The organism is Yoonia sp. 67-2 (genome assembly GCF_035117555.1).
Lineage (GTDB): Bacteria > Pseudomonadota > Alphaproteobacteria > Rhodobacterales > Rhodobacteraceae > Yoonia.
Window position 1 is genome coordinate 52,715 of the sequence record NZ_JAYKPK010000002.1, and the last position, 15,214, is coordinate 67,928.

The 15,214-nt window shown below is 59.7% G+C and carries 14 protein-coding genes; 5 read left to right on the plus strand and 9 right to left on the minus strand.

What is annotated here, in order from left to right; all coding sequences use genetic code 11:
- Nucleotides 1–15 precede the first annotated feature (15 nt).
- The 3 genes from VOY09_RS03535 (at nt 16) to phnE (ending at nt 2,556) form a co-directional block, all read left to right on the plus strand.
- Nucleotides 16–900, plus strand: coding sequence for a phosphate/phosphite/phosphonate ABC transporter substrate-binding protein (locus tag VOY09_RS03535; RefSeq protein ID WP_322893006.1), 885 nt, complete (start codon nt 16–18; stop codon nt 898–900).
- An 82-nt stretch (nt 901–982) separates the two neighbouring features.
- Nucleotides 983–1,768 carry a phosphonate ABC transporter ATP-binding protein gene (locus tag VOY09_RS03540; RefSeq protein WP_322893007.1) on the plus strand — a complete coding sequence of 262 codons (786 nt, stop codon included), beginning with the start codon at nt 983–985 and terminating at the stop codon, nt 1,766–1,768.
- Nucleotides 1,765–2,556 carry a phosphonate ABC transporter, permease protein PhnE gene (phnE, locus tag VOY09_RS03545; protein ID WP_322893008.1) on the plus strand — a complete coding sequence of 264 codons (792 nt, stop codon included), beginning with the start codon at nt 1,765–1,767 and terminating at the stop codon, nt 2,554–2,556. Before VOY09_RS03540 ends, phnE begins: the two co-directional genes overlap by 4 nt.
- A 73-nt stretch (nt 2,557–2,629) precedes the next feature.
- Here the strand turns inward: phnE and gyrB are convergent, their stop codons facing one another.
- From gyrB to mutM, 8 genes are all read right to left on the minus strand, one after another.
- The gene (gyrB, locus tag VOY09_RS03550; protein ID WP_322893009.1) at nt 2,630–5,044 is read right to left on the minus strand and encodes a DNA topoisomerase (ATP-hydrolyzing) subunit B; all 2,415 of its coding nucleotides are present in this window, start codon (nt 5,042–5,044) and stop codon (nt 2,630–2,632) included.
- Between the two features lie 93 nt (nt 5,045–5,137).
- Nucleotides 5,138–5,758 carry a LysE family translocator gene (locus tag VOY09_RS03555; RefSeq protein WP_322893010.1) on the minus strand — a complete coding sequence of 207 codons (621 nt, stop codon included), beginning with the start codon at nt 5,756–5,758 and terminating at the stop codon, nt 5,138–5,140.
- Nucleotides 5,755–6,855, minus strand: coding sequence for a DNA replication/repair protein RecF (gene recF, locus VOY09_RS03560; protein ID WP_322893012.1), 1,101 nt, complete (start codon nt 6,853–6,855; stop codon nt 5,755–5,757). The genes VOY09_RS03555 and recF overlap by 4 nt, the downstream gene beginning before the upstream one ends.
- A 28-nt stretch (nt 6,856–6,883) precedes the next feature.
- A complete protein-coding gene (gene dnaN, locus VOY09_RS03565; protein ID WP_322893013.1) occupies nt 6,884–8,002 on the minus strand; it encodes a DNA polymerase III subunit beta in 1,119 nt (372 codons plus the stop codon).
- Nucleotides 8,003–8,115: 113 nt separating this feature from the next.
- On the minus strand, nt 8,116–9,459 hold the full coding sequence (gene dnaA / locus VOY09_RS03570; protein ID WP_322893014.1) for a chromosomal replication initiator protein DnaA: 1,344 nt from the start codon (nt 9,457–9,459) through the stop codon (nt 8,116–8,118).
- Between the two features lie 593 nt (nt 9,460–10,052).
- Nucleotides 10,053–10,316, minus strand: coding sequence for a 30S ribosomal protein S20 (gene rpsT, locus VOY09_RS03575; protein ID WP_322893015.1), 264 nt, complete (start codon nt 10,314–10,316; stop codon nt 10,053–10,055).
- A gap of 148 nt (nt 10,317–10,464) precedes the next feature.
- Nucleotides 10,465–11,241, minus strand: coding sequence for an enoyl-CoA hydratase (locus VOY09_RS03580; RefSeq protein WP_322893016.1), 777 nt, complete (start codon nt 11,239–11,241; stop codon nt 10,465–10,467).
- A gap of 61 nt (nt 11,242–11,302) precedes the next feature.
- Nucleotides 11,303–12,154, minus strand: coding sequence for a bifunctional DNA-formamidopyrimidine glycosylase/DNA-(apurinic or apyrimidinic site) lyase (mutM, locus tag VOY09_RS03585; protein ID WP_322893017.1), 852 nt, complete (start codon nt 12,152–12,154; stop codon nt 11,303–11,305).
- Nucleotides 12,155–12,238: 84 nt separating this feature from the next.
- On the opposite strand from mutM, the gene ubiE reads away from it, so the two are divergent.
- Nucleotides 12,239–12,991: a bifunctional demethylmenaquinone methyltransferase/2-methoxy-6-polyprenyl-1,4-benzoquinol methylase UbiE gene (ubiE, locus tag VOY09_RS03590; protein ID WP_322893018.1), complete on the plus strand. Its 753-nt coding sequence runs from the start codon at nt 12,239–12,241 to the stop codon at nt 12,989–12,991.
- On the plus strand, nt 12,992–14,521 hold the full coding sequence (gene ubiB, locus VOY09_RS03595; RefSeq protein ID WP_322893019.1) for a 2-polyprenylphenol 6-hydroxylase: 1,530 nt from the start codon (nt 12,992–12,994) through the stop codon (nt 14,519–14,521).
- Nucleotides 14,522–14,556: 35 nt separating this feature from the next.
- On the opposite strand, the gene VOY09_RS03600 is transcribed toward ubiB, so the two are convergent.
- Nucleotides 14,557–15,207, minus strand: coding sequence for a flagellar hook capping FlgD N-terminal domain-containing protein (locus VOY09_RS03600; protein ID WP_322893020.1), 651 nt, complete (start codon nt 15,205–15,207; stop codon nt 14,557–14,559).
- Between the last annotated feature and the right edge of the window lie 7 nt (nt 15,208–15,214).

Consider the following 15,214-nt stretch of genomic DNA (forward strand, 5'->3'; position numbering starts at 1 on the left):
GAGGAGACGCTTTCGATGAATAAACTGAACAGCACCGCCCTGACCGCTGCGGCCTTTGCCGCTTTGCTGGCCGCACCTGTCGCCGCACAATCAGTCGCAGAGGTCTGCCCCGCACCATTGCGCATGGCCGATACCGGCATCGAAGGCATGGGCGATCTGTCCGAGGCTTTCGGCCCCTTCGCCGAGAAATTCGAAGAAATCACCGGAGTGGAACTGGCGCTGTATTCGCTGTCCAACCGCACCGCCGCTGGCACAGCATTGCAGTTTGACGAAGTCGAATTCGTCTTTGCAGGCCCATCCGAATTCGTGCTGTTCCAGCAACTGGCCGAAATGGACGTGCTGTTTTCGGTCGTGCGCCCCAGCTATGGCTCCAGCTTTGTGGTCAAGGCCGACAGCGACATCATGACGATGGCCGATCTGGCCGGTCGCCGTGTCGCGCTGAAGGATGTGGGCTCTACCTCTGGCCATATCTTCCCGATGATGATGATGGCCGAAGCCGGTCTTGACCCGATGAGCGATGCAGAAATCATCATGGCGGGTGATGCCCGCATTCAGGTTCTGATCAATGGCGACGTCGACGCCATGGGCGGCGGCAACAAAGATTACGACGCCGTGCGCGAACAGGACCCCGATACAGAATATCGCCTGATCGGCCAGACTGAAACGCTGCCCGGTGATCCGGTTGTCATGCGCGCCACACTGCCACAGGATTGCCGCGACGCTCTGCGCGCCACACTGCGTGAAAACGAAGATGAGCTGTGGGCAGCGCTGACCGCGACTGAACGCAACGCGGATAAGTTCATCGAAGACGATTCTTATATGTCCTTCGACACCGATCCTGCGATCTATGACGTGGTCCGCCGCGCCTATGAAGTCGCTGGCATCGCACTGGACGAATAATCACCGCCAGATCTGACCGGGGGCGGCCATCCGAATGGATTGGCCGCCTTTTGGCTATTTATACCGAGGAAAGGACAGGTTTATGACCCCCGCTATCGAGGCCGAAAAGCTGGTCGTCAGCTATGGCAAGTTGCAAGTGTTGCGCGGTATTTCATTCACCATACCGGCCGGTCAGGGCGTTGTTCTGCTGGGGGCCAATGGCTGCGGCAAGTCCACCCTGATGCGCAGCCTGAACGGGTTGGAAAAGCTGCAATCCGGCACGATCCGCATTCATGGAGAGGCTTTGTCGGGGGCCAGCCGCAGCGAATTGCGCAAAATCCGGCAGGGCATGGGCTATGTCTTTCAGCATTTCAATCTGGTGCCGCAGTTGAATGCGTTTCAGAATGTGCTGTTCGGCTCACTTGGGCGGCAACGCTTTGGGCTGCTGTCCTGCCTTGGCATCACCGCCTCTGCCGCGGATCGCGAAAAGGCGATGCATTGTCTGGACCGTGTCGGCATGGCCGACCGCGCCTTGCACCGCCCGTCGGAATTGTCCGGCGGGCAGCAACAGCGCGTCGCGATTGCGCGGATGCTGATGCAGAACCCCAAGGTCGTGATCGCCGATGAACCTATCGCGAGCCTTGACCCCAAGGCGGGGCGCGAGGTGTTGGACCTGCTCTGGCGGATCGTGACCGAAGAAAAACTGTCCATGCTTTGCACGTTGCATCAATTGGAACTGGCGCAGGAATATGGTGACCGGATTCTGGGGATGAAGGCGGGTCATGTCGAAATCGATGCGCCGATTGCGCAGACCGATACCGCCCAATTGAACGCGCTTTATTCCGGGATGACCCGCGTAGACGCCAAACCGCAAGAGGAAGCCGCATGAGCGATCACAGCCAACTCCCCCCGCGTTTTCGCGCGCCATCGGCCCTGACGTGGGTTGTCGCCGTCGGTTTCGCAGCGTTTTTTATCCAGGGGATGATTTCTTCCGATATCTCGATTGACCGGCTGGTGCGCGGCGCGAGCAACCTTGTGCGTTTCGTCGGCCAAGCCGTGCCGCCCGATTTCACCCGCATGCCCAATATCGCTGATGCGATGCTGGAGACGATGAATATCGCCATCGTTGGCGTCACCTTTGGCTGCCTGTTTTCGATCCCGCTGGCGATTTTGGCCGCGCGCAACACCGCACCCAATATGGTGGTGCGGACCATCGCGCGTTTCGTGATCTCCGTGTCGCGGACGATCCCCGATCTGATCTGGGCGCTGATTTTCGTCGTAACCGTGGGTTTGGGGCCTTTGGCCGGTATCCTCGCCATCATTATGGACACGATTGGCTTTGCCGCACGGTTCTACTCCGAACGGTTCGAGGAGGTGCAGAAAGGCCCGTCAGAGGCGCTGACCGCCACGGGTGCGGGCCGTCTGTCGGTGATCTTTGGCGCGATCCTGCCGGAAAGCTTTGCCTCGATGACGGCGACGTCGCTGTTCAGCGTGGAAAAGGCGATCCGGTCTGCCGTGACGCTGGGCTTGGTCGGTGCAGGCGGGATCGGGGTGGAATTGTCCACGGCGATGCGGTTGTTCCGCTATGATCAGGCGGCGGCGATCATTCTGGTGATTTTGGTCGTGGTGATCGGGTTCGAGCAATTGTCGAGCATGATCCGCAAGCGGATTATTTGACGGGGTGGCGGGGTGAACCCCGCCCTACGGCATATTGGTAGGGCGGGGTTTTACCCCGCCGCACCCCGCCACATCAAAAGTCCAGATTTTCCACATTCAACGCATTGGTCTGGATAAACTCGCGCCGCGGTTCCACGACATCACCCATCAGCTTGGTGAACAGATCGTCAGCTTCTGCCACATCCTCCACCTTCACCTGCAACAAAGTCCGCGCGTCCGGGTCCAGCGTGGTTTCCCACAACTGATCGGGGTTCATCTCGCCCAGACCTTTGTAGCGTTGCAGTGACAGGCCCTTTTCGCCCTCTTCCAGAATGGCGCGCAGCAGGTCCAGCGGGCCGTGGATCAACTGGCTACGGTCCTTGCGCACCAAGGTGGCCGGCAGGTTATAGACGTCCTGCAGGCTTTGCGTGAACGTGCCCGTGCGCCGCGCCTCGCCCGAGCGCAGCATGGTGCCGTCGAGCGTGCGCACCTCTTCCACACCGCGCAGGATGCGGGCCAGACGCATACCTTTGTCCTGCGTGATCCGGCCTTGCCAGCCGCGTTCCCATTCCAGCGCGATCAGGTCGAGCCGGGCTGCCACGCGGTCTGCGGTGCCTTGCAGGTCGCTTTCCACGACGCCCGGCACGAAGGCCCCGGCAATCGCGGCCTGTTCCAGAATGTGACGCGGGTAGTGGGTGGGGAAGGCTTCCAGCACGCGTTTCAGCTGGCGGGCTTCTTCGACGATGCGGCGCAGGTCGGCACCGGCGATTTCTTCGCCATTGCCCTGGCGCAGCATCGTTGAATCGATGCCCTGTTCGATCAGATATTCATCCATCGCCGCCTGATCCTTGAGGTAAACCTCGGACCGGCCCCGCGATACTTTGTAAAGCGGCGGCTGCGCGATATACAAATGCCCGCCTTCGATCAGTTCGGGCATCTGGCGGAAGAAGAAGGTCAGCAACAGGGTGCGGATATGCGCGCCGTCGACGTCCGCATCGGTCATGATGATGACCTTGTGATAGCGCAGCTTGTCGATGTTGAATTCACCCCGGCCAATGCCAGTGCCGAGTGCCATGACGAGCGTGCCAATCTCCTGGCTTCCCAGCATCCGGTCAAACCGGGCGCGTTCGACGTTCAGGATCTTGCCCTTCAACGGCAGGATCGCCTGCGTACCACGGTCGCGGCCAGTCTGTGCAGAGCCCCCGGCGCTGTCACCCTCGACGAGGAAGACTTCGGTTTTGGACGGGTCTTTTTCCGAACAATCCTTCAGCTTGGAAGCGTTGAAATTTACATCCATCGCCGATTTTCGGCGGATTTCGCGGGCTTTGCGCGCAGCTTCACGGGCGGCGGCGGCCTCGACGATTTTGGAAATGATCGACTTGGCGATGGCGGGGTTTTCCTCGAACCATTCGTTCAGCTTTTCGCCCATCAGGTTTTCGACGGCGGGCCGCACCTCCGAACTGACCAGTTTATCCTTGGTCTGGCTCGAAAATTTCGGATCGGGGACCTTTACCGACAAAACGCAGGTCAGGCCTTCACGCGCGTCATCGCCGGTGATCGCGATCTTTTCCTTTTTGGTGATGCCAGTTTCCGTCGCATATTTTGTGATCGCACGGGTCAGCGCACCACGGAAACCGGCCATATGCGTGCCGCCATCGCGCTGCGGGATGTTATTGGTGAAGGGCAGCACCATTTCATTATAGCTGTCGTTCCACCACATCGCGACCTCGACCCCGATTTCGTCGCGTTCGCCGACGACATAGATCGGGGTTTCCATCAGCGGGGTTTTGGAGCGGTCCAGATATTTGACGAATTCGCGCACGCCGCCTTCGTAGAAGAGTTCCGTGCGGAGCGGTTCTGCCGGACGCAAATCTTCCAGAATGATCCGCACGCCCGAATTGAGGAACGCCAGTTCGCGCAGACGTTTTTCCAGAATGTGGAAATCGAATTCGCGGTTGCTGAAGGTGGTCAGCGCGGCGAGGAAGGTGATCTCTGTCCCTTTGCGGCCATCGGCATCGCCGACAACGCGCAGGGATTCGACGGTAAAGCCACCTTCAAAGCGGGCATAATGTTCCTTGCCCTCGCGCCAAATGCGCAGGTCCAGAAAATCCGACAGGGCGTTGACGACCGACACACCCACGCCGTGCAAACCGCCCGAGACCTTGTAGGAATTGCTGTCGAATTTGCCGCCCGCATGCAGCTGGGTCATGATGACCTCGGCGGCAGACACGCCTTCGCCTTCGTGGATGCCAACGGGAATCCCGCGCCCGTTATCGCCGACGGTGACAGAGCTGTCAGCGTTGATCCGCACATAAACATGGTCGGCGTGACCGGCCAAAGCCTCATCAATGCCGTTGTCGACGACCTCGTAAACCATGTGGTGCAGGCCGGACCCGTCGTCGGTGTCGCCGATATACATGCCGGGACGCTTGCGAACAGCCTCTAACCCCTTAAGAACCTTGATGGAATCGGCGCCATACTCTTCTTGTTTTTTGTCGTCATCGGCCATTGGGTCAGTCCTGTTCCTTGATCCGCAAAATATATGCTTTCCGGGCCGGGATGTCACGCAGATGACACTATATTTTGTAGGTTTTCAGGCAGCTTAGCTGAGCGCGATCACCCATCCGACCGCGACCAGCAGACAGCCCGCGACGATATTGATCCGGCGCAGGGTTTCGGGCGATTTCAGCACACCGCGCATCCGCCCGATAAAGCCCGCCAGCACCAGATTGCCGATCAGCGGCACCATGAAGCTAAGCGTGCAGATCACGATGATATCCGGTACCGTGACCTGCGTCAGGTCAAAGAAACCGGGCAGCACGCCCATGTAGAACAGCACGGCCTTGGGGTTGCCGAGGATCACCGCGACACCCGCCACGAAGCCCGCCCAATGGCCCGGTTTGGTCAACCGGCTGTCGGCGCGCAGACTATGTCCGGCGCTGCGGATCAGCCCGATGCCCATGACGATGAACACCGCCACAGCGATCCATTTCATCACCAGCATGATGCCCGCAAAGGCCGAGACCAGCCAAGTCACCCCCAGGATCGCGACCAGTGGCCAAAAGATATCGCCCAAGGCAACGCCCACGGCGAGCGGCCAGGCCGCGGTGAACCCGCCCGACAATGAGCGTGCCAGCAAGGCGACCCAGACCGGGCCGGGGGTGATGAACAGGATGAAAAGCGCGCCCACGTACAACAACAGGGCCGAGGCGGTGACGGTCATATCAGGTCTTTGCGTTGCACGCTGGACAGGCCCTGCGCTTCGGTGACTTCGGCATATTGCGCGCGACTGCCCAGTTCGGTGAATAATTCCGGCCCGGTGCCGGTCATGAAAGCCTGCGCGCCAAGCGCGCAGATTTCGTCATAAAGCGCCGCACGGCGGGTGGCGTCAAGATGGGCCGCGACCTCGTCCAGCAGTAAAATCGGCGGTGCGCCGAAATCCTGTGCAAGGGCGCGCGCATTGGCGAGGATCAGGCTGATCAGCAGCGCCTTTTGTTCGCCGGTGGAACAATCGCTGGCGTTGATGCCTTTGTCGGCGAAGACGGCGTCAAGATCGGCCCGGTGCGGGCCGAGCAAGGTGCGCCCGGCGGCCATGTCGCGGTGGCGATGATCGGCCAGCGCGGCTTGCAGATCATCCGGCAAGGGGTCGGCATAGGTCAGCGTCAATGTGGCAGTGGGAAAGGCGGTCACCGCTGCGGCCTGTGCTGCGGTCAGTTCATCAATCGCGCGGTTGCGGTTGGCGGTGATCTGGGTCGCCGCCTCGGCCATCTGCGCCTCGATTGCGGCATACCAATGCGGATCGCGCACCATGTCTTTGAGCAGCCGGTTGCGTTCACGCATCGCCTTTTCATAGGTCAGGGTGGCATCGGCATGGGTTGGCTCGAAACTAAGCGTGGCGCGGTCCAGAAAGCGCCGCCGCCCTTCGGCCCCTTCGATCCAGAGCCGGTCCATGGAGGGGACCAGCCACAACACCCGCGCGATGCGGCCAAGGGCGGTTTGCGGCGCGGCCTTGCCATCAATGCGCAATTGACGCGGGCTGCCAGCCTCGGCCCAGGTTTCAAGCTCGTGAGTCTGATGCAGGGATTGCAGGATCGCGGTGATCTTCCAGCCAAGCGCCTCTGGCCTGCGCGCCAGATCCTCTGCCCCGGCGCGGCGCAATCCGCGACCGGGGGAGAGCAGTGAAATCGCCTCGATGATATTGGTTTTGCCCGCACCATTCGGCCCGTAGATCGCCATCGGGCGGGGGTCGAGGTCGAGCACGGCGCGTTTATGCGACCGGAAATGCGACAGCGCAAGCTGCGACAGGGCAAGTCCGGTCATGGCGGCATGTCAGCTGCCGTATCGCCCGTCACACGCGCATCGGCATGACGACATAGATCGCCGACATATCATTGCCTTCGCGCATCAGGGTCGGATCGCCGGAGGAATTGAACATGAACACAGCATTTTCGCGGTCCACCTGACTGGCAATTTCCAGCAGATATTTCGCGTTGAACCCGATTTCCAGCCGTTCATCGGAATAGGCGACGGCGAGTTCTTCCTCAGCCGCACCGCTGTCAGGCGAATTGACCGACAGGATCAGACGGTCCTCGTCCAGCGACAGTTTCACCGCGCGGGACCGTTCCGATGACACTGTCGCCACACGGTCCACCGCGCGGGCGAATTCGCTGGCGTCGACTTCCAACCGGCGGGTGTTGCCCTGTGGGATAACGCGTGTGTAGTCCGGGAAGGTCCCGTCAATGACCTTGGATGTCAGGGTGATGTCGGGCGTGGCAAAGCGGATTTTGGTTTCCGACACAGACACGGCGATTTTCATCTCATCATCATCTAGCAATTTGCGCAATTCACCGACCGTTTTGCGCGGCACGATGACACCGGCCATGCTTTCCGCACCCATTGGCAATTCCGCATCAATCCGCGCCAGACGGTGACCATCGGTTGCGACACAGCGCAGGACCTTGCCGGATTCGCCATCGGCGACATGCATGTAGACGCCGTTGAGGTAATAGCGCGTTTCCTCGGTCGAGATCGCGAATTTCGATTTGTCGAACAACCGACGCAGCACGGGCGCTTTGATCGAGAAATTCGCGGCATATTCGGAGGTCGCCATCACCGGAAAATCTTCTTTCGGCAGTGTGGCGAGCGAGAAGTTGGAGCGCCCCGCCTCAATCGTCAGACGGCCTGTGGCGCTTTCTTCGGTCAGCGACACCAGCGACCCATCAGGCAATTTGCGCACGATTTCGTTCAACGTCACGGCGGATACGGTCGTGGCCCCTGCGCGTTCGACCTTGGCCGGGGCCTTGTCGACGATTTCGATGTCCAGATCCGTGGCGCGGAAATGTACCTCATCCCCTTGTGCCTCGATCAGCACATTGGCGAGGATCGGGATCGTGTTGCGCCGTTCGACCACCGATTGGGCCTGTGCGACGGCTTTGAGCAATGCCGCGCGTTCGATGCTGAATTTCATATCCCAATCTCCGCCTATCTTGGTGCCGGACAAGGCCGGGACGCAAAACCTACTGCATTCCGCGCCCGCCTCAAGTGTTTTGTTTCTTATGCAGATGCAAGCGTCAAGCGCGCTTACGCCTCCAGCGCGCGGCGTAGCAGTTCCAGATCATCGGCGATCTGGCTGTCGATCACTTTCAGCTCTTCAATCTTGCGCACGCCGTGCATCACGGTCGTATGGTCGCGCCCGCCAAAGCGGCGACCGATTTCGGGCAGGGACCGGCTGGTCATCTGCTTGGCCAGATACATCGCCATCTGCCGGGGCCTTGCGTAATTGCGCACGCGTTTCGGGCCGATCATGTCGGACAGGCGGATGTTGTAATGTTCCGACACTTTGCGCTGGATTTCTTCCACCGTGACCTTGCGGTCAGAGGCTTTGAGGATATCGGACAGGCAATCCTGCGTCAGTTCCAGATTGATCTCGCGCCCGACGAGTGAGGCGAAGGCGAAAAGCCGTGTCAGCGCGCCTTCCAGCACGCGGACATTGGTGGAAATCCGATGCGCGAGGAATTCCAGCACGCCGGGGGCAATCTGCAGGCCCGGATATTGCGCGGAAAAGGCATCGACCTTGGATTGCAGAATGCCAAGGCGGAGCTCGTAGTCAGTCGGGTGCAGATCGACGACCAGCCCGCATTGCAGGCGCGATCTGATCCGGTCTTCCAGATCCTTGATTTCACCGGGCGCGCGGTCGGCAGAGATGATGATCTGCTTATGGCCATCGACCAAGGCATTGAACGTATGGAAAAATTCTTCCTGGGTGCTGTCTTTGCCCGCGATGAATTGCACGTCATCGACCATCAGCACATCGACAGAGCGAAACAATTGCTTGAAATCCATCATCTTGCGTTCACGCAAGGCGGTGACAAAGCGATACATGAATTGTTCGGCGGACAGATAGAGCACGTTCAGTTCGGGCGACCGGCGCTGCAATTCATGCGCAATCGCATGCATCAGGTGGGTCTTGCCCAGACCGACGCCGCCGTAAAGAAACAACGGGTTGAACGTCACCGGGCCACCATCGGCGACACGGCGCGCGGCGGCATGGGCGAGTTCATTGGGCTTACCGACGACGAAAGCGTCAAAGGTGAACCGCGCATCCAAAGGCGCGCCGGTAATCTCATCCAGACCGGCAGGTTTCGTAGCAGGTTTCAGGGCCGGTTTGGGCGCGGCCTGCATCTGGCTTGGCACTTTGAATTGCAGGCGCTGCACGTCTTCGCCCTGCTGGTTCAGATGATAGATGATCTGATCACCGAAATTCTGGGAGACGTAATTGCCGATGAAATTCGTCGGCACATGAAACACCGCCACGCCGCCGATCAGCTGGGAAAATTCCAGCGGCTCGATCCAGTTGGAAAAGTTATTTGCCCCTAGCGCCCCTTTGAGTGTGTGCAGCACGTTCGCCCAGATATCGTTCGTCATTCTTCTCTTTACCTTCAGCCCCCGCACGACCCCACAGCAGAGCCGCACCTTCATCGCGCGATTACACCGCACATTTGACACAGCTCGTCCAAGGTCAGAGTGTCCCCTCTCTAACCGGAAGATCGATCAAAATGTACTAACTAACTTCGGCACACGGATCACCGTGGACCGCAACAGCAGTCGTTTGGATGCATGACAGCAAGCGGAACCAGAGAGCAGTCTCTGGTGCCATTGCAGACACAAAAAGACGGGTATCTCAGCCTAGGCTGGTAAATCCCCAATCACATTTGCATGAAGTCCGACCCGTTCATTGATCTGTCAAAAAACGCACCAACAGGTGGTTCACTTTATCACAGATCGGGCCGATCCCCCCATGTCCCCCCGGAACGATGTGAATCGCTTGGTCAAGGTAGCAAGGGGTCTGGGCCTCCTTCAACACAACATCGCGCTTGACTCCGGCTTTGTCGGAAAAGAATCCCCGCTGCATATATTTTGCCCATAAAATCCGGCAGCGCAGCAACACTGGCACAAAAAAACGCGCCCAAAAATGGACGCGCCTTTTTTCGAATCTGGTCGTTCCGGACCGGACGGGTTTAGCCGATGGCTTTGACCCGTGCGGACAAGCGCGACATTTTCCGTGCGGCTGTGTTTTTGTGAACCACGCCTTTAGTGACGCCGCGCATCAGTTCGGGCTGGGCCGCGCGCAAAGCAGCAGCAGCGACGGTCTGATCGCCAGCGGCGATCGCTTCTTCGACTTTGCGCAGATAGGTGCGGATGCGCGAACGGCGCATTTTGTTAACCTGAAAACGCGCGTCGTTCTGACGGGCCCGTTTTTTGGACTGTGGTGAGTTTGCCATGGGTCTTTCCCTTCGTCGGGTCAAATTGATACTGTTAAGCGCAAAAAGCCCCGACCGGGTTCAGTACCGGTGATTCTGGCCAAAGCGGGCCTCTCGCGCATGTGCCGTTCGCCTTAGATGGTTTTGTGGCGAAAGGAAAGCCGCAATCTTAGCGGTCGCGGAACTGCGCCTCGCGTTTTTCCAGAAAGGCCGCCATGCCTTCGGTCTGATCTTCGGTGGCGAACAAAGACTGGAACAGGCGGCGTTCGTAACGCAGGCCTTCGGCCAATGTCGTCTCATAGGCGCAATCCACCGCATCCTTGGCGGCGATGGTCGCGATCTGGGATTTTTCGGTGATCTTGATCGCGGCTGCGCGGGCCTCGGTCATCAGATTCTTGGCAGGCACGACCCGGCTGACCAGCCCGCTCCGCTCGGCCTCTTCGGCATCCATGAAACGCCCGGTCAGATGCATATCCATCGATTTGGATTTCCCGACAAAGCGGGTCAGACGCTGGGTGCCGCCCAGCCCGGCGATGACACCAAGGTTGATTTCGGGCTGGCCGAATTTTGCATTATCCGCTGCAATGATGAAATCGCACATCATCGCCAATTCGCATCCCCCGCCCAAAGCATAGCCTGCGACAGCTGCGATGATCGGCTTGCGGGTCCGGTTGAAACGGTCGGTTTCATTTTCAAAGAACCGGGTCGTATACATCTCGACAAAGCTTTTGTCGGCCATTTCGGCGATATCCGCCCCAGCGGCAAAGGCCTTTTCCGAGCCGGTGATGATGATGCAGCGGGTCTTTTCGCTGGCGTCCACCTCTTCCAGCGCAGAGCATAATTCGCGCAGCAGCTTGCCGTTCAGCGCATTCATCGCATCTGGCCGGTTCAGCGTGATCGTCGCCACATAGTCGCGGACGTCCAGAATGATGCTTTCATATGCCATAAAGCTGTCCCTTTGCTGATGGTCAGACCCTGTGCTTAACAAAGGGCGCAGACGGATCAAGTTATCTTTGGCATTGCGGACAAAAGAAAGATGATCTGCCCGATTGCACGATTCGCTGGATCATGCGGTCGCAACCCTGTGTCACGCAAGGCGCATTTTCGCGGTCATAGACCTGAAATCCATGCTGAAAATAGCCCAAGGCGCCATCACTTTGCCGGTAGTCACGCAGGGACGACCCGCCAGCGGCAATCGCCTCAAGCAAAACTGTGCGGATCAGCGGTACCAGAGAGGCCACCCGTCGCGCCGAAATCTGCCCGGCCTTGCGCCTAGGGTGAATACCGGCACGGAACAGAACCTCGCAGACATAGATATTGCCCAGCCCTGCGACAATCCGCTGATCCAGCAAGGCGGATTTGACCGGCGTGTTGCGCCCTTTCAGCCGGGCGACCAGATAATCCTCGTGAAATGCATTGCCCAAAGGCTCCGGCCCCAGATCGCGGATCAGCCAATGATCCTCTTGCGCGGCGGTGGGCATCAGATCCATCGCGCCGAAACGACGGGCATCGTTGAACGTGATCCGCCCGCCGCCTGCCATATGCAGCACGACATGATCATGTTTCACCGGTGCCGGATGGTCGAGGTAAAAGGCGCCCTGCGCCACGCCCGACACCAGCATCCGGCCCGACATGCCCAGATGGATCAGCAGGGTTTCGCCACTGTCCAGATCGACCAGAATGTATTTCGACCGCCGCCGGAGGCCCAGAACCCGCCGCCCGGTCAAGCGTTCGGCCATGTTTTGCGGGAAAGGCCAGCGCAGATCGGGGCGGTTCACCTCGGCCTTTGTGATCACCTGCCCGGTCATCGCGGGCGCAATCCCGGCTTTGACGGTTTCAACCTCGGGCAATTCGGGCATGGCGGACTTTCTATCGGCGGGGCGGCGTTGTAAGCCTTGGCTCGCGTCCTATAATTGGGACAAGCGCAAAGGACCACAAGCCCGATGACCCACCCATCAGACAAGACAACCCACTTCGGTTTTGAAACCGTCCGCGAGGATGACAAAGCCGGTCGTGTGCAGGGGGTGTTTTCCTCTGTCGCCAGCAAATATGATATCATGAATGATGTGATGTCGGGCGGCGTTCACCGGATCTGGAAAGATGCGATGATGGATTGGCTGGCACCACGGCCCGGCCAGCGGCTGCTGGATGTGGCGGGCGGGACGGGCGATGTCTCGTTTCGGTTCCTCAAACGCGCAGGCCGGGGCCATGCGACGGTGCTCGATCTGACCGAATCCATGCTGGTCGCAGGGCGGCAACGGGCCGAGGCGGCGCAGATGTCGGATAATCTTGACTGGGTCGTCGGCGATGCGATGGCGCTGCCGTTCGAGGCCAATACTTTCGACGTTTACACGATTTCCTTTGGGATCCGCAACGTCACCCGCCCGCAGGATGCGCTGGCCGAAGCCTACCGCGTCCTCAAACCCGGTGGCCGCTTGATGGTGCTGGAATTCAGCCAGATCCCCAATCCGATGCTGCAGGCCGCCTATGATGCCTATTCCTTCAACGTGATCCCCCGGATGGGGCAGATCATTGCCGGGGATCGCGAGTCTTACCAGTATCTCGTTGAATCGATCCGGCAATTCCCCGATCAGGACACCTTCCTCAGCATGGTCCGCGATGCCGGTTTCGGCAATGCCAAATACCGCAACCTGACCATGGGTGTCGCAGCATTGCATTCGGGCTGGAAGCTGTAGGTGCGCGGCCCGCATAATATCATCCGCCTGATCCGCACTGGCGCGACGCTGGAACGCACCGGCGCGATGAAGGTGATCCTCGACGCTTTCGATGTCGGGCCTGTGCTGGGGCTGACCCTGCGCGCCTTTGTCTGGCCGTTCAAATGGCTGGGCTACAAGGGGGATCCGTCGATGCCGCCCGCGCCCCGCGCGCTGACAGCCCTTGGCCCGGCCTACATCAAATTCGGGCAGGTCCTGTCCACCCGCCCCGATGTGGTGGGCGATGATATGGCCGTGCAATTGCGCGTCTTGCAGGACAAACTGCCGCCGTTTTCGATGGCCGAGGCAAAGGCCGAAATCCAGCGCGAGCTGGGGATGCCGGTCGAGAAACTCTTTTCCAGCTTTTCGCCGCCGGTCGCCGCCGCCTCGCTGGCGCAGGTCCATAAGGCGCATCTGGCCGACACGGGCGAGGCTGTGGCCGTCAAAATCCTGCGCCCCGGCATCGAAAAGGCGTTTCGCAAGGATATCGACGCTTTCTATTTTGCTGCCCGTACGATCGAGGTTTTGTCGCCCGCGTCGCGCCGGTTGCGCCCGATGGATGTGATCGTGCATTTCGAAGGCGTGGTCATGGGAGAGCTTGACCTGCGGCTGGAAAGCTCTGCCGCCGCAGAATTCGCGGCCAGCACCAAGGATGATGTCGGCTTTACCGTGCCGCAGGTGCGCTGGCATCTGTCCGGGCGGCGGGTGATGACGCTCGACTGGGCCGAAGGTGCGGGGATTGGCGACAATGCCGCGCTGGATGCGGCGGGCCATGACCGGCGCGAACTGGCGACGCGGGTGCTGAGCCTGTTTTTGAACCATGCCCTGCGCGACGGCTATTTCCACGGCGACATGCATCAGGGCAATCTGAAGGTCAGCGCCGGTGGCGATATCATCGCCTATGATTTCGGCATCATGGGCCGGATCGATGAATATACCCGTCGCGTCTATGCCGAGATTCTGTTCGGTTTTATCCGCAAGGATTACCAACGCGTCGCCGAGGTGCATTTCGAGGCGGGCTATGTCCCCGCCAACCGCGATGTCGATGAATTCGCCCGCGCACTGCGCGCTGTGGGCGAACCCATCTTTGGCATGGATGCCAGCCGCATTTCCATGGCGCGGCTTTTGTCCTATCTGTTTGAAGTCACAGAACGTTTCGGCATGGAAACAAGGACCGAACTGATCCATCTGCAACGCACCATGGTGGTTGTCGAAGGGGTGGCGCGGTCGCTCGACCCACGGATGAACATCTGGGAAGTAGCCAAACCCGTGGTCGAGGATTACATCAAACAAAGCATCGGTCCCAAGGCCCTGCTGCGCGATCTGGGACGCACGGCGATGATCCTGTCGCGCTTTGGCCCGCAATTGCCGCGGCTGGCCGAACAGGCGCTGATACGCCTCAACAACCCACCACCAGAGCCGAAACCACAACGCCGCATCGCACGGCTGTCCTGGATGGCCTTGGGTGGCGTGCTGGTCGGCGTGTCGATGTGGATCGGGCAGATGATGTAGGCAACCTGCCAACTGCACCCCGGCACAAGATCCGGTCACGGCGCATCACGCAAGGCGGTCACATCCTTGACGGGTACGGCAACCCCGCCTTTCGTGATCAATTGTTTTTCTCCGTCGACAGAACGGACCTCTGCAACCTGCGCGTAGATTTCGACGCCAGTATCCCCGATCGATTTGCCCTCCCGACTGCTGATGTAGGTGAATTGATAAACGCCCGCAGGCAATTGCACACCAGTCGGCAAGGCCCCTGTCCATGGCAGCGGGTCACCAGACGCCGGCGCCGCAAAGCGGTGAACAATCCCTCCCGTCTCATCACGCACGACGATTTCGCCCGTTTCGGCACCCGCCATCGGTTGAGGATGCAAGGTCATCGGTGTCGTGCCGTCGAAATAGACAGGTGCCGCCGCACGCGCCTCTTTCCCGACCCATCCGGCCATATCGGCAAGCCCGGTTTGCGACATAAGCCCGCGCAGAAGGTCATTGGTCAGCACCGCCTGCTCGACCGACGAAAAGGTCGCAAGCTGCGTGGCAAAATCGGCTGATTCAATCGGATTAAGCGGGTCCTGATTCTTCATCTGCGCGGTCAGCATCTGTAGAAACGTGTCGAAATCCGAAGTGATCCGGGGCTTGGCAGCAGCCGGGGCCGCGCTGCCTGCCGTCGCGGGTGTCGTTTGTGCAATATCCATCGTCATC

What these genes read in the sequence shown, in the direction of transcription:
- VOY09_RS03535 (WP_322893006.1), top strand. Translation starts at nt 16, where the DNA reads ATGAATAAACTGAACAGCACCGCCCTGACCGCTGCGGCCTTTGCCGCT.
- VOY09_RS03540 (WP_322893007.1), top strand. Translation starts at nt 983, where the DNA reads ATGACCCCCGCTATCGAGGCCGAAAAGCTGGTCGTCAGCTATGGCAAG.
- phnE (WP_322893008.1), top strand. Translation starts at nt 1,765, where the DNA reads ATGAGCGATCACAGCCAACTCCCCCCGCGTTTTCGCGCGCCATCGGCC.
- gyrB (WP_322893009.1), bottom strand. Translation starts at nt 5,044, where the DNA reads ATGGCCGATGACGACAAAAAACAAGAAGAGTATGGCGCCGATTCCATC.
- VOY09_RS03555 (WP_322893010.1), bottom strand. Translation starts at nt 5,758, where the DNA reads ATGACCGTCACCGCCTCGGCCCTGTTGTTGTACGTGGGCGCGCTTTTC.
- recF (WP_322893012.1), bottom strand. Translation starts at nt 6,855, where the DNA reads ATGACCGGACTTGCCCTGTCGCAGCTTGCGCTGTCGCATTTCCGGTCG.
- dnaN (WP_322893013.1), bottom strand. Translation starts at nt 8,002, where the DNA reads ATGAAATTCAGCATCGAACGCGCGGCATTGCTCAAAGCCGTCGCACAG.
- dnaA (WP_322893014.1), bottom strand. Translation starts at nt 9,459, where the DNA reads ATGACGAACGATATCTGGGCGAACGTGCTGCACACACTCAAAGGGGCG.
- rpsT (WP_322893015.1), bottom strand. Translation starts at nt 10,316, where the DNA reads ATGGCAAACTCACCACAGTCCAAAAAACGGGCCCGTCAGAACGACGCG.
- VOY09_RS03580 (WP_322893016.1), bottom strand. Translation starts at nt 11,241, where the DNA reads ATGGCATATGAAAGCATCATTCTGGACGTCCGCGACTATGTGGCGACG.
- mutM (WP_322893017.1), bottom strand. Translation starts at nt 12,154, where the DNA reads ATGCCCGAATTGCCCGAGGTTGAAACCGTCAAAGCCGGGATTGCGCCC.
- ubiE (WP_322893018.1), top strand. Translation starts at nt 12,239, where the DNA reads ATGACCCACCCATCAGACAAGACAACCCACTTCGGTTTTGAAACCGTC.
- VOY09_RS03600 (WP_322893020.1), bottom strand. Translation starts at nt 15,207, where the DNA reads ATGGATATTGCACAAACGACACCCGCGACGGCAGGCAGCGCGGCCCCG.